Origin of the sequence: Listeria monocytogenes (genome assembly GCF_013282665.1) — a bacterium.
GTDB lineage: Bacteria > Bacillota > Bacilli > Lactobacillales > Listeriaceae > Listeria > Listeria monocytogenes_C.
The window spans coordinates 2,161,779-2,174,827 of the sequence record NZ_CP054041.1; the positions used below are offsets into that span (position 1 = coordinate 2,161,779).

The 13,049-nt window shown below is 37.0% G+C and carries 15 protein-coding genes; 8 read left to right on the forward strand and 7 right to left on the reverse strand.

What is annotated here, in order from left to right:
* The first annotated feature begins 99 nt into the window (after positions 1-99).
* The 6 genes from liaF to HRK21_RS10930 all read left to right on the forward strand — a co-directional run bounded on the left by liaF (position 100) and on the right by HRK21_RS10930 (position 5,104).
* Positions 100-813: a cell wall-active antibiotics response protein LiaF gene (gene liaF / locus HRK21_RS10905; RefSeq protein ID WP_003736190.1), complete on the forward strand. Its 714-nt coding sequence runs from the start codon at positions 100-102 to the stop codon at positions 811-813.
* A complete protein-coding gene (locus tag HRK21_RS10910) occupies positions 810-1,868 on the forward strand; it encodes a sensor histidine kinase (protein ID WP_003738613.1) in 1,059 nt (352 codons plus the stop codon). Before liaF ends, HRK21_RS10910 begins: the two co-directional genes overlap by 4 nt.
* On the forward strand, positions 1,865-2,503 hold the full coding sequence (locus HRK21_RS10915) for a response regulator (RefSeq protein WP_003722886.1): 639 nt from the start codon (positions 1,865-1,867) through the stop codon (positions 2,501-2,503). Before HRK21_RS10910 ends, HRK21_RS10915 begins: the two co-directional genes overlap by 4 nt.
* An 18-nt stretch (positions 2,504-2,521) precedes the next feature.
* Positions 2,522-3,181 (forward strand): potassium channel family protein, encoded by a 660-nt coding sequence (locus tag HRK21_RS10920; RefSeq protein WP_003738614.1) that lies wholly within the window; start codon positions 2,522-2,524, stop codon positions 3,179-3,181.
* A gap of 154 nt (positions 3,182-3,335) precedes the next feature.
* A complete protein-coding gene (locus tag HRK21_RS10925) occupies positions 3,336-4,256 on the forward strand; it encodes a hypothetical protein (RefSeq protein ID WP_069888555.1) in 921 nt (306 codons plus the stop codon).
* The gene (locus HRK21_RS10930; RefSeq protein WP_070006836.1) at positions 4,253-5,104 is read left to right on the forward strand and encodes an FUSC family protein; all 852 of its coding nucleotides are present in this window, start codon (positions 4,253-4,255) and stop codon (positions 5,102-5,104) included. Before HRK21_RS10925 ends, HRK21_RS10930 begins: the two co-directional genes overlap by 4 nt.
* A gap of 40 nt (positions 5,105-5,144) precedes the next feature.
* Here the strand turns inward: HRK21_RS10930 and HRK21_RS10935 are convergent, their stop codons facing one another.
* The 3 genes from HRK21_RS10935 to HRK21_RS10945 all read right to left on the reverse strand — a co-directional run bounded on the left by HRK21_RS10935 (position 5,145) and on the right by HRK21_RS10945 (position 8,103).
* Entirely contained in the window at positions 5,145-6,110 is a 966-nt protein-coding gene (locus HRK21_RS10935) for an LCP family protein (RefSeq protein ID WP_003738617.1), read from the reverse strand.
* A 109-nt stretch (positions 6,111-6,219) separates the two neighbouring features.
* The gene (gene rnjA / locus HRK21_RS10940; RefSeq protein ID WP_003722651.1) at positions 6,220-7,887 is read right to left on the reverse strand and encodes a ribonuclease J1; all 1,668 of its coding nucleotides are present in this window, start codon (positions 7,885-7,887) and stop codon (positions 6,220-6,222) included.
* Positions 7,888-7,893: 6 nt separating this feature from the next.
* Positions 7,894-8,103 (reverse strand): DNA-dependent RNA polymerase subunit epsilon, encoded by a 210-nt coding sequence (locus tag HRK21_RS10945; protein WP_003738618.1) that lies wholly within the window; start codon positions 8,101-8,103, stop codon positions 7,894-7,896.
* A 481-nt stretch (positions 8,104-8,584) separates the two neighbouring features.
* Between HRK21_RS10945 and HRK21_RS10950 the strand changes: the two genes are divergently transcribed.
* Positions 8,585-9,355 (forward strand): Cof-type HAD-IIB family hydrolase, encoded by a 771-nt coding sequence (locus tag HRK21_RS10950; protein WP_003738620.1) that lies wholly within the window; start codon positions 8,585-8,587, stop codon positions 9,353-9,355.
* A gap of 15 nt (positions 9,356-9,370) precedes the next feature.
* Here HRK21_RS10950 and HRK21_RS10955 read toward each other — a convergent pair whose 3' ends face one another.
* From HRK21_RS10955 to HRK21_RS10970, 4 genes are all read right to left on the reverse strand, one after another.
* Positions 9,371-10,174, reverse strand: coding sequence for a DUF817 domain-containing protein (locus HRK21_RS10955; RefSeq protein ID WP_069888557.1), 804 nt, complete (start codon positions 10,172-10,174; stop codon positions 9,371-9,373).
* A 67-nt stretch (positions 10,175-10,241) separates the two neighbouring features.
* Positions 10,242-10,823 carry a molybdenum cofactor guanylyltransferase gene (locus tag HRK21_RS10960; protein WP_031695197.1) on the reverse strand — a complete coding sequence of 194 codons (582 nt, stop codon included), beginning with the start codon at positions 10,821-10,823 and terminating at the stop codon, positions 10,242-10,244.
* Positions 10,804-11,466, reverse strand: coding sequence for an ATP-binding cassette domain-containing protein (locus HRK21_RS10965; protein WP_070006837.1), 663 nt, complete (start codon positions 11,464-11,466; stop codon positions 10,804-10,806). The genes HRK21_RS10960 and HRK21_RS10965 overlap by 20 nt, the downstream gene beginning before the upstream one ends.
* 2 nt (positions 11,467-11,468) lie before the next feature.
* Complete coding sequence (locus HRK21_RS10970) at positions 11,469-12,140, reverse strand: molybdate ABC transporter permease subunit (protein ID WP_070006838.1); 672 nt, start codon at positions 12,138-12,140, stop codon at positions 11,469-11,471.
* 103 nt (positions 12,141-12,243) lie between these two features.
* On the opposite strand from HRK21_RS10970, the gene modA reads away from it, so the two are divergent.
* Positions 12,244-13,014: a molybdate ABC transporter substrate-binding protein gene (modA, locus tag HRK21_RS10975; protein ID WP_069888558.1), complete on the forward strand. Its 771-nt coding sequence runs from the start codon at positions 12,244-12,246 to the stop codon at positions 13,012-13,014.
* Positions 13,015-13,049 lie beyond the last annotated feature (35 nt).

Genomic DNA, 13,049 nt, shown 5'->3' on the forward strand with positions numbered 1-13,049 from the left:
CAATCAGCAAATCCTCGCTATAATTAACACAGCATGTACAAAGTAGCCAAAATCGAGAAATAACTTTGTCAAAAGAGGAACGTAAGGAGGTGTGTCAGCTTGAAAAAAATGGAAAGCTCGGTTGTTTTTGTATTTTTAATTGCGATTATTGTTGGTGTTGGTTTGGAGATGTTGTTCCAGTGGGAGTTACTTATTTTATTTGCACTCGGAATATTTTTTATCTTTACATCAAGGAAGGCAAGCGCAACCAAAAAAAGTGCAAGAAACTCGTTATTTATTGGTATCGTATTTATCATTATCGCCGTGTTACTTACAACCACTTTTAAAGTTGGGCTTGTTGTTGCAGGTATCTATGCGATTATTCACTATATTAGTCGGAAGCGGGCACCCCAATTATTGATGCTCAAAACGAGAGAGCCGGACAGCAAAATTGACCGTACTGATAAATTTATTCGCAATCAGTGGTTCGGTAATCAACGGATACTTGATGTAGTGTATGAATGGGATGATATCAATATTCAAACAGGGATTGGTGATACCATTCTTGATTTAGGTAATACCGTTTTACCCACTGGCGAAAGTGTGATTATGATTCGTAGTGTCTCAGGGAAAATCCGAGTACTTGTTCCATTTGATATCGGTATTTGTATTGAACATTCCGCCATTTTCGGAAACATCCAATATGATAAAGAAAGCACCTCTATTCAAAATAATAGCATCAAGGTCTACTCAGATAATTACGAAAGTTCCGCACGAAAAGTGAAAATCATGACTTCTGTAATTTTTGGAGATTTAGAGGTGATAAGACTATGAGTTTTTCGAAACTGATGATGGCAGTTTGCTCAGGGTTACTGCTTGTTGCAACAGCTATCGGAACGGTCGGATACTATTTTTTTAGCGAAGGCTCTTGGTATAAAATCCTCATCGAACAAAAAATCTTTTACATTCCCTTTGTTGTCTTTGTTCCGCTTACAGCCATTTCGATTGGTTTAATTATAGGCGGTTTGCTCGGGTATTTTGTTAAACAAAAATTTGAATCGATTGACTTCTCGATTCGGCTGCTCGGACAAGGCGATTTGGAAAAAAAGATTACAAGTGAAGAAGATGAAAACTTTTTAGAAGTACAGCAAGTATACAAGCAAATCGACCGCTTACGTGATAAAATGAAAGCACAAACGATTTTGACACAAAAACTTGCAAGCGACCGCGCTGAATCAACGGGCCAAACGAAAGAAGCCATTTTGTCAGAAGAGCGGCACCGGATTGCTAGAGAATTGCATGATTCAGTGAGTCAACAACTTTTTGCAGCGATGATGCTTTTATCAGCATTGAATGAGCAAAGTGAAAAAAGCGCGACACCAGCCATGCAAAAGCAATTAAAAATGGTCGAGTCCATCGTGAATGAATCTCAATCAGAGATGCGTGCCTTATTACTTCACCTACGTCCGACACAACTTGAAGGTAAATCATTAAAAACTGGTATAGAGCAATTATTAAAAGAATTAACAACGAAATTGCCCATTGAAGTAGAATGGCAAATCGAGGATATTAATTTGCAAAAAGGTATTGAAGATCATTTATTCCGTATTGTTCAAGAATTACTTTCCAACACATTACGACATTCTAAAGCGAAATTATTAGAAGTACGCCTAGTCACAATGGATAATTTAGCTGTGATGAAAGTAGTTGATGACGGCGTTGGATTTGATATGGATACTGTTCGACAAGGATCTTATGGCTTACAAAATATGCGAGAACGAGTTGCTGAATTTGGCGGCACCATTAAAATAATTAGTTTCCCAGGTAGAGGAACTAGCGTAGAAATAAAAATCCCACTTGTTGCGAAAAAGGACGTGGAAAGCGAATGATAAAAGTATTACTTGTAGATGATCATGAAATGGTACGTATAGGAGTCTCAGCTTATCTTTCTGTGCAAGATGACATGGAAGTAGTAGGTGAGGCAGAGAACGGTCGCGAAGGCGCTGATATGGCTTTAGAATTACGTCCAGATATTATTTTAATGGATTTAGTGATGGATGAAATGGATGGCATCGAAGCGACGAAAGAAATAATGCAAAATTGGAAAGAAGCTAAAATCATTATCGTCACTAGTTTTATTGATGATGAAAAAGTATATCCCGCACTGGAAGCAGGAGCGAGCAGTTATATGCTTAAAACTTCCACCGCAAGTGAAATTGCAGATGCGATTCGTGCTACATACGGCGGAGATTCTGTCCTTGAGCCAGAAGTAACTGGTAAAATGATGCAAAGACTTACTGCCAAACCAGAAAAAAATCTACATGATGATTTAACGAATCGTGAAAATGAAATCTTACTTTTAATTGCAGAAGGTAAATCTAATCAAGAAATTGCGGATGAACTTTTCATCACTTTAAAAACCGTGAAGACACATGTAAGTAATATTTTATCGAAATTAGATGTGCAAGATCGTACGCAAGCTGCAATCTATGCATTTAAACATGACTTAGTAGAAAAAAAGTAACAAGGAGGTAACATACACATGAAAGAAGGATTTGCAGTCATCGGTCTTGGGCGATTTGGAGGTAGTATTTGTCGTTCACTTGTCGAGCAAGGAATGGAAGTACTTGCGATTGATTCAGATGAAGAACGTGTCAATGAATATATGTCGATTGCAACCCATGCAGTTATTGCTAATTCAACAGATGAAAATGCGCTTCGCCAACTAGGGATTCGTAATTTTGAGCATGTTATCGTTTCAATTGGTGAGGACATTCAGTCAAGTATCTTAACCACACTTATTTTAAAAGAAATGGGTGTAAAATACGTTACCGCAAAAGCAACGAATGATAAGCATGCCAAACTGCTCGATAAAATTGGGGCAGATCGTGTAGTTCATCCTGAACGAGATATGGGCCGGCGTATCGCGCATTATATCGTGTCGAAAAATATGCTAGATTATCTCGAACTATCCGATGAATATAGTCTTGTTGAAATCTCTGTATCTGATCCACGTTTCCTTGGAAAGAGTCTAGTGGATTTAGATTTTCGTAACTCTTTTGGTGTGAATATTGTTGGTATTAAAAAAGATAAACAAATGATTATTACCCCTGAAGCCAATGATGTCCTTCATGAAGGGGATATTCTCATCGTCATCGGTTCTGATGATGATATTGAACGATTACAAGAAAAAATCCAATAAAAAATAAACCTATGAAATATAAAAAGATATGTCAGCATGTCGATTATATTCTTAGGTTTTTTTTATGTTTACGCTTTACTGCTTGCTATCTAGTCAGTTATTTTCTATTATAGTTACATAGCTTCACATAAAGGGATAGAAAGAAGGGGAACAGATGAAGAAATTTTTGCTTGATAAAATCGGCGCTCGTGGACTCATTCAAATGTTGCAAGCGTTTATTTATGCGAGTATTTGTGTCGTGGTTCATACCGTGATTTTTCCTGATTTGGCCGGTGTATTGCCTATCGTAGTCCTAATTGGGATTATTTCCATGCAACCTACATATGGAATTACAAGAAAAGTTATTCCCCAAATTGCACTAGCATTCACTTTAGCATGCGTTTTTGTGATTATAAGCACCTATTTTTTCCCAATCAATGTGTATATTTACTATGTTGTCATGATAGTCGTTATTTTAGCGGTGAATTTCTTGATGCCGCAGAAGTACATGGTAATGACGCTAGCGATTGGAACAGCGCTCTATTTTCTAGGAACAGACGATTTGCCAATGCCGCTTTATGTCATGATTATCGTTTCGTTAATTGATGTTTTTGTCTTCTTTTTACTTGTTCAACTAGTCGTGAAATATGTACATTTACCACTCGAAAAAACCGTTCAGACAATCATGAAACAATTGGTAGGGCTATTTGACAAAGAAATTGAAAGTGTATTTAAAAACAATGGTACGTTTATCTCAAAACCGCTATATAGTATTTTTGTTCAATCACAAATGTTTATTAAAGAATACAGTACTAGTAAAAAAGCTAATCCTCGTCATGTTGAATTGTATCAGGCCTTACTCCCTAATTATTTGCAACTTTTTTTCCATATGCAGACAATGGAAGATATTGGACGAGTGGGCTTGACGGAAGAAGCGAAACAAGCGCTTGCTCAGATTAATGTGCAAGTTTCTGATGAAATTAACGCAAAAGAGGCCGACCCAGTTGCTTCTTTTCATGTGAAAAAATTTGTTGAGAACTTTCAAGCGGTGAAAGTTGGAATGCATGAACTAGCAGAAGGGGGAGAAAAGAAATGAAAAAAATTTCTATGAGAGAACGTTTCGCTCTTGATCCTCGAGTTGCTAAAGTATTAATTAGTATTACGATAGCAGTGTTACTATTTCCAGTTATGGGTGATTGGATAGTTTATCCAACGTATGTATTTAATGCAATTTATATTACCGCGCAAATGAGTAAAGGTGATACATATAAATCAAGCATTGAGCGGATTATCGGGACTATTGTTGGTGGACTCCTTGCAGCCTTTGTCTATTTATTAGTTCCTAATCATCATTACATCATGATTCCGATTGGTGCGGCACTCGCGGTTATGCTGAGCTATCTGTTTACAAAGAAATTCACGATGGTTATTGTCGTTATTACAGTGATGGTCCTTGTCGGAAAAGGGGACGGAGAGCCGATTGTATTTTTAAGAGATCGGTTATTTGATACGATGATTGGTTTAGTGATTGGTTTTACAGTTTATGCACTTTATCCTCGTAAGAAAAATAAGAAATTAAATCAAGTTTTCATTTCTCAAGAAAAGGCAGTATTAGAGAAAATAAAAGCAATCGATATAAATGCAGAAGATGCGAAAGAACTTGCTCCAAAAATGAAAGCTTTGTGGAAGCAGTTGATAGATTTAAGAAAAACGCGTGAACAAATTATCACAGATAGCAGTTTTGTTGCAAGTTTAACATCTGATGAACCGATGCTGCATTTTACTCATCTAGTAGAACGAGCGATTAATAATATTGAGATTTTATACCATGTGACATTAGATAAAGATTCCGAACCTGATTATGAAGTGGTCTTTGCTTACCATCAACAAGCATGTGCAAAAGTGATTTCAGAGATGGAGGCACTTATCACGAAGCATAAATAAAAAAGATGACTGAGGCTTGAACTAGCCTCAGTCATCTTTTTTATTCCGTAATATCTAAACTCTTTTTAAACATAGTAATTACTCGCTCTAAATCTGTTTGGTCAGGTGCGAAGTAATATAAGTCAAATCCATAAGACTCACTATAAATCATTTCCCCTTCCCCTTTCAGTTCTTGGGAATCAACGTTTTTAAGGACGGAAGAATAATTTGATGCCATGGTTGTAATATCAGAAAGTGTCATATTGGTTTGGAAATTATCACCAACAGCTTTCATAATGCTTTCAAAATTGGAAACACCAGAAGAACTTATTACTTTATTAGCAATCCCAATAATGACATCGCGCTGTCTATCTTGACGACCAAAGTCACCTCGTGGATCTTCGTGACGGATACGAACATACTGTAGTGCATTTGTTCCGTTTAAAGTAATCTGGCCTTTAACAAATTTGCTATTTACTTCGGTTAAATCAATATCGTTAGTAACAGTAATACCACCAACAGCATCTACAAGGTCTTTAAAGCCCTCCATATTGATTGAAATGAAGTAATCTACAGGAACTCCTGGCATAAGCTTTTCGACCGCTGAAACGGTTCCTGAGGGGCCTCCTTTAGAATAGGAAGCATTTATCTTACCAATATCGCCATTTCCATAGTCTACTTTTGTATCTCGAGGGATACTAACCATTTCGACGGTATTTTGTTGTTTATTTGCAGTTGCAAGAATAATTGTATCTGAACGACCATTTGTTTCACCAGGACGAGCATCAGAGCCCATCAGTAAAACAGAAAAAGGTTTTTTCTTATCTAAGTCACTGGTTGTTTTATTACTTGTTTCTAATGGAACATTGATTTTGGACATTGTATTTTGAACTGTAATGTAGTACTTTGCTGCTAATCCTGTTATAGAGAAGAAGATAATTCCTAAAAGGGCAACACTAGCAATTTTCATAATTTTAGTAAAAGTGGACGTTGTTTTTTGCTTTTTTTCAGTCCTTGTTTCTGTCATTAAATTTTCCTCGTCTTTCTTATTTAGTTTGTTTAAACATACCATCGTCGCTCGAAGAAATCAACAAAAAACGATAAATGATTTTAAAAACCATTTATCGCCTTGAAAACTATACTTCCATGATAATTGGTAAAATCATTGGACGTCGTTTTGTTTTTTCATACAAGAAAGGTTGCAAAGTATCTGTAATTTCATTTTTGATTTCAGACCATTGCGTTGTTTTTTGTTCCATTACTTTATTTAAATGACGTGTTAGAAGACCTTGCGCTTCCCCGATGAGGTTACCAGATTCACGCATATAAATGAAACCACGTGAAATAATATCAGGTCCTGCCATTACACGAGAATTTTTCATATCAATGGATACTACAACAATTACAAGCCCTTCTTCAGAAAGAATACGACGATCACGAAGGACAATATTACCGATATCGCCAATACCGCTACCGTCAATATAGACGCTTGCTGCGTGGATTTTACCAGCAACATGAGCTGTTTCACTTGTTAAAGCAAGGACATCTCCGTTTGCCATAATGAAGCTATTTTCCTCTGGAACACCACATTCTTCTGCGGATTCAGCATGGATTTTTTGCATTCTGAATTCACCATGAATCGGCATAAAGAATTTAGGTTTCATAAGACGAAGCATTAGTTTTTGTTCTTGTTGCCCACCGTGACCAGAAGTATGGATATTGTTAACTTTACCATGGATAACTTCCGCGCCAGCTTGGTATAGTAAATTGATTGTACGGTTAACACTCGTTGTATTACCAGGGATTGGGGAAGACGAGAAGACTACCGTATCGCCTGGTTGAATTTGGATTTGACGGTGGGTGCCGTTTGCAATTCTAGAAAGGGCAGCCATTGGTTCACCTTGACTACCGGTACAAAGAATCGTCACATTTCCAGCGGGTGTTTTGTTCAGCTGATGTACATCAATAAATGTATCTTTTGGTGCTTGAATATAACCTAATTGTTTACCAATTTCCATAGCGGATTCCATACTACGACCGAAAACAGCGATTTTACGACCAGTTTCGATGGAGGATTCCACGACTTGTTGTAAACGATAAATATTAGATGCGAAGGTAGCAAAGATGATTCGTCCTTCTACATCTCGGAAAATATTTTTAATACTTTCGCCAACGACACGCTCACTCATGGTGAAATTGGGTACCTCGGCATTTGTACTATCAGATAGTAAACATAAAACACCTTCTTTACCAATTTCTGCCATTTTTGTTAGGTTTGCTGGTTCGCCAACAGGTGTGAAATCAAATTTAAAGTCACCAGTATGAACAATGTTACCAGATGGAGTTTTGACAACAATACCATACGTATCAGGAATACTATGCGTTGTACGGAAGAAGGAGATGCTTGTTTTCCTGAATTTAAAAACGTCATCTTCTTCATATTCATAAATTTTGGTTTGACGAAGCAAGCCATGTTCTTCTAGTTTGTTACGGATAAGCGCACTCGCAAGTTTCCCAGCATAAATCGGGATATTAAGATCGCGTAGTAAGTAAGGAACGCCACCGATATGATCCTCGTGACCATGGGTGATAAAAAGCCCTTTAATCTTATCTTTGTTTTTAACTAGGTAACTGTAGTCAGGAATAACATAATCAATACCTAGAAGTTCGTCTTCTGGGAACTTAATTCCTGCATCAATTAGAATGATTTCGTCTTGAAATTGTACGCCATATGTGTTTTTACCGATTTCGCCTAGTCCACCAAGAGCGAAAACAGCTGTCTCATTATTTTTAACAAATTTCATATAGGCTTATTTTTCCCAGAGCGCGAAGTCTGGGTTTTCCTTTTCATAAGCTAAGTGTGCGTCGCTAATTTTTTCGACAAATTCGATGTGGAAAGGCTCATCTTTTAAAAGTTGGCGTACTTTTACTTCGCTTTCCGCTTCTACGTATAGTGATTGTGTTTTTTCGCGTACGGGTGTTTCTGTCAGTGTGTCTTGATAAAATACTTTAAAAATCATGTTTTTCTCTCCTTAAAATTTAAGTTTTGTTTTTAAAAATAGATTTTCAAGCTGAAAATCTAATATTTATTTAGTATTCATTGGCTTGCTTTCAGTTGTGGACTTAGTAGCAAGCGGATATGGGTGCACGAGATACTAACAATTAGGCATAAAAAAGACAAAGAAAAATTACCACAGACTAATGTGTAAAATAGCTGTGCACGTAGTTACATTTCTTATCCGTTATAATTGCATACCTTTATTTTGGGAATTTGAAACAAATTTCCGAGTAAAAGATGTAATTATAAGCTTTTTTTCACGTTCCATTGTCGTTCTACAAATGTTCATCCGATCTATATCCTTCATTCTAATATACCATAAATCCAGATAATTGCTACTAGAAAGTATAATTAATTTTGTCAATGCTGGTATCAGAGAGATTTTCTGCTATAATTTAAACATAGTGATTTAAAAATGGATAGAGGATAGAGGCGTTTAATCAATGAGTAAAATTGTATTTTTTGATGTAGATGGCACGCTTGTAGGAGAAACGAAAGAAATTCCAGCATCAGCGAAACAAGCGATTGCTAAATTGAAAGAAAATGGCATTTATGTGGCTATCGCAACTGGTCGTGGTCCGTTTATGTTAGATGAAATTAGAAAAGAGTTAGATATTAATTCTTATATTTGTTATAACGGTCAATATGTTATTTTTGAAGGAAAAGAAATATATGCTAAACCATTACCAACCGAGTCTTTAGAACGTTTGATCACGGTTGCATCGGAGCATGAGCACCCGATTGTTTTTTCAGGGAAAGATTCCATGCGCGCGAATTTACCGGATCATGACCGAGTGACAATCGGAATGAATTCGATTAAAAGAGAGTATCCTAAAGTAGATGCTAATTATTACAAAGGTCGTGACATTTATCAGTGTTTACTTTTCTGTGATGAGTCGTATGACGCTTACTACCGAGAAGAATTTAAACAGTATGGCTTCTTGCGATGGCATGATGTTTCCGTGGATGTTTGTCCAGCTGACGGTTCGAAAGCGGAAGGTATTAAGCAGATGATTAAAAAACTTGGCTTCTCAATGGAAGATACTTACGCATTTGGAGACGGATTGAATGATATTGCGATGCTTCAAGCTGTAGGAACTGGCGTAGCAATGGGCAATGGTCGTGATGAGGTAAAAGCGGTCGCTGACTATGTTACGGAGCATGTGGATGAAGACGGGGTTTATAAAGCGTTAGAACATTTAAAATTAATTTAAATTAAAGCGAGGCCACTATTTCAGTGTAGCCTCGCTTTTTGCGTTTACAGAAGTTTGTTCTAATTTTTGCTTAACAAATTTAAGTTGCGCGACGATAATAATACTAATAATAACAAGTAAATACCAACTCGTAATTTTCGAAACATGCACTGGGCGCCATGCAATCAGCTGGTCTGGATAAGCCCAAGCCCCGTAAAAACTAGCAATATTCTCCGCAAGATAGATGAAAAAGGCGATACATAAAAAGGAAAAAGATAAAGGCATTTTGAGTTGAGTCGAACTAACTTTGAAATAAACATATGTTTTTCGGAACAAAATAAGGACTAAAACAATCAAAATCCAACGAAAATCCATTATAAAATGATGCGTGAAAAAATTAGCATAAATTGCTGTACAAATAATACATACGAGCCAGATATTTGGCCAATTTGTCATTTTAAGATTAAATCTTTTCCAAGCCTGACAAATATAACTAGCGACACTTGCATACATAAAGCCGCTATAAAGTGGCACGCCGAGAATTTTCATGAAACCAGGAGCTGGATAACTCCATGAACCCATATGTACTTTATATATTTCAAGTCCAAGTCCAATAAGATGAAAAACCATAATTACTTTCAGTTCATCCCACGTTTCTAAACCAAATTTTATAAGTAGAATTTGAGTTACAAGACAAATAATCAAAAGCAAGTCGTAACGCGCAATAAAAGGAATATCCATCCATTTTGTAAGCGCAAGCGAAATAAAGATAATGCCTGGAAAAATACAACAAAGTGCTTGCTTCCAAGTAAACGTCCAAAGTAAGCGGAAAAATTGCATAAAAAAACCTCTTCTCATGATTTTCTCTAGTTTACCAAAAAAAACTAAAGAAAAGGACAAGAAAAGGTTAAAAAAGTTCATTTTGTCGATTGATATTGCGAAAAGTCGCTTCATTTTCAAAGATTAATGGTTTGGTGTTGCATTTTTCGAGTAATGCACGGACTCGGTGTTCCTCCTCGTGTAGTAGACTTTGTAGAATTTCGCGAGCGTAGGGGAGGTTTGCAACCAAATAATGATTTGCGCGCTTTGTTTTAGCGTAGTGATTAGGATATTCAGCTAGCCGTCCAATTTCTTTCGAAGTCAAAAAAGGCATATCAACAGGAAGCACCAGAAAATTAGCTTTCTGATAATCGGCAGCTGCTTTCATCACCGCATAAATTCCTCCGAGCGGTCCAAAATCACTAAATGAGGTTTGATCAGGAACGATTTGAATGTTGGCTTCTGCTTCAAAAATAGTAACCAATGTTGAATAATTTTCATGATTTGCGGACACAAATACCCTATCGCAAAGCGGTAGCAATTTACTCACCGTGAGTTCAACCCATGTTTTTCCAGTTGCCTCATCCTGAAAAAATACTTTTGGCTCCCCAAAACGACTAGAGCGACCACCGGCTAGTACAATGCCCACGTTACCTTTTTCGTTTTTCAAGGCGACCATCTCGCATGACTAAAATTTCTTCGGTCATCATTTCTGCTTCAGAGGCATAATGCGTTACAAAAATGACTGGAATATGAAAATCTTTAGCCATTTGACCAACTAATTTCATACAAATCAAACGCGTTTCTTCATCTAAACCATTGAAAGGTTCATCCAGTAAAAGTAATTTTGGCTCCGTAATCATTGCTCGAGCCATTGCAACGCGTTGCTTCTCGCCTCCAGATAATTTCTGAACGGAAGAGTAAAGAAGATGAGAAATTTGCAGATAATCACTCATTTTTCGCACTTGTTGTTGAATTTCCGTTTGCTCTTTTTTCTTCTTTTTTTTCACTTTTAAGCCAAATGCAATATTTTCATACACATTCATGTTTGGAAATAAAGCTAGATTTTGAAATAAATAGCCTACTTTGCGCTCTGTCACTGGAAGATGTAATGAAATACTGGAATCATCCCACGGAGTCCCATCAAATTCAATAATACCGCCATCAATACTTTTCAAACCACTAACGCACTGAAAGAGAGTCGACTTGCCTGAGCCACTCGCACCCATCATCGCGGTCACTGGTTTTTCAAATGTATAATCAATATTTAAATCATGAAAAGGAAGTTTTTTATGAAATTGTAATCTTAACATAATTACATCCCCCTCATTAAATTACTCTGGCGTACGGTTAAAACGTGAATGACAAGTAAGGCAAATACACCGATAATGACGTTTATTAGCCCAAGATAAATCGCTGTACGCATATCGCCTTGTTGTACCATAAAGTAAATACTAGAAGCGATGGTGTCGGTTTTGCCTTCAATATAACCCGCCACCATCAAACTTGCACCAAATTCACCCATTGCCCGGCAAAAACTAAGCAGAACCCCTGCTAAAATTGGTTGCCAGCAATTCGGTAAAATAATTTTTGTGAAAATCTGTTTTTTATTCGCTGAAAGAGTCTCTGCTGCCCATACAAGTTCGTGATCAATCGATAAAAATGCGGATTTCAAGCCTTGATACATAATTGGCAAAATAATAATCGTCGTCGCAACAATAGCACCACTGAGAGAAAAAATAAAACTGAAATCAAAGGTGTCCCAAAGTACACCACCGATAAAATCGTTACGGCCGAAGACGTTCAGTAACACCAAACCGACAACAGTTGGCGGTAAAACAAGCGGAAGTAAAATTAAGATTTCCACGAGTAACTGAAAACGTGATTTTCGACCAGTAAAATAATAACTCAGTGGTAACATCGTCATAAATGCGATAAACGTAGAAATTGTGGCAACAAGTAGTGTATGCCAAACAGATGTAAACATAAATCTCCTCCTGAACCCTCTAGTACATCTATTATTATCGTTCTCTCTGGTATAAAATGTCAAACTTAAGTACAATGAAACTAAATAAAAAGGGGGATGAACGATGAAAAAAATAATGCTTTTTATAAGTTGTGGATTATTGTTACTTCTCGGAGCATGCGGGGATTCTCCAGAGGAAGTAAAACAAACTACGATACATATTTCAGCGGCGGCGAGTTTAAAAGATACGATGGATGACGTAAAACCACTTTTCGAAAAAGCAAATCCGACAATTAAATTATCTTTTGATTTTGGCGGTTCTGGACAAATTCGCGAACGTGTCGAAAGTGGCGCTCCGATTGATGGTGTCCTTTTAGCAAGTAAAAAAGATGTGGATACACTGAGCAAGCAAAATTTAGCAGAAAATACGAAAGAATTTGCGGGAAATGACCTTGTTTTAATTGCACCGAAAAACGCGGACCAAAAGACAGAGGCGAACTTAGAACAATTACTAGATAATGCATCCAAAATCGCTATCGGAGACCCGGCATCAGTACCGGCCGGCGCCTATGCCAAACAAACCCTTGAAAACGTAAAATTATATAATGCAGAAAAAGCAAAACTCGTTCTAGCCACCGATGTCCGCCAAGTTTTATCCTATGTGGAAGCCGGGAATGCAGATGCAGGTTTCGTATACCAGACAGATGCTCTTTTAAGCAAAAAAGTACAAGTGAAAGCAAAAATTGATGAGAAACTCCATGATCCAATTGGTTATTACAGTGCACAAGTCAGCGATTCAGATAAAAAAGAAGAAACAGCGGCATTCCTTGATTTCATGAATAAATCTGAAGCCCAAAAAATACTAGAGAAATACGGATTTAAAGCAACAAACTAAGGAGAAGTCGCTTTACTTTTTAAAACAAGGAAACT

Coding starts and splice junctions, on each gene's coding strand:
- HRK21_RS10910 (WP_003738613.1), top strand. CDS start 810: ATGAGTTTTTCGAAACTGATGATGGCAGTTTGCTCAGGGTTACTGCTT.
- HRK21_RS10915 (WP_003722886.1), top strand. CDS start 1,865: ATGATAAAAGTATTACTTGTAGATGATCATGAAATGGTACGTATAGGA.
- HRK21_RS10920 (WP_003738614.1), top strand. CDS start 2,522: ATGAAAGAAGGATTTGCAGTCATCGGTCTTGGGCGATTTGGAGGTAGT.
- HRK21_RS10925 (WP_069888555.1), top strand. CDS start 3,336: ATGAAGAAATTTTTGCTTGATAAAATCGGCGCTCGTGGACTCATTCAA.
- HRK21_RS10930 (WP_070006836.1), top strand. CDS start 4,253: ATGAAAAAAATTTCTATGAGAGAACGTTTCGCTCTTGATCCTCGAGTT.
- HRK21_RS10935 (WP_003738617.1), bottom strand. CDS start 6,110: ATGACAGAAACAAGGACTGAAAAAAAGCAAAAAACAACGTCCACTTTT.
- rnjA (WP_003722651.1), bottom strand. CDS start 7,887: ATGAAATTTGTTAAAAATAATGAGACAGCTGTTTTCGCTCTTGGTGGA.
- HRK21_RS10945 (WP_003738618.1), bottom strand. CDS start 8,103: ATGATTTTTAAAGTATTTTATCAAGACACACTGACAGAAACACCCGTA.
- HRK21_RS10950 (WP_003738620.1), top strand. CDS start 8,585: ATGAGTAAAATTGTATTTTTTGATGTAGATGGCACGCTTGTAGGAGAA.
- HRK21_RS10955 (WP_069888557.1), bottom strand. CDS start 10,174: ATGCAATTTTTCCGCTTACTTTGGACGTTTACTTGGAAGCAAGCACTT.
- HRK21_RS10965 (WP_070006837.1), bottom strand. CDS start 11,466: ATGTTAAGATTACAATTTCATAAAAAACTTCCTTTTCATGATTTAAAT.
- HRK21_RS10970 (WP_070006838.1), bottom strand. CDS start 12,140: ATGTTTACATCTGTTTGGCATACACTACTTGTTGCCACAATTTCTACG.
- modA (WP_069888558.1), top strand. CDS start 12,244: ATGAAAAAAATAATGCTTTTTATAAGTTGTGGATTATTGTTACTTCTC.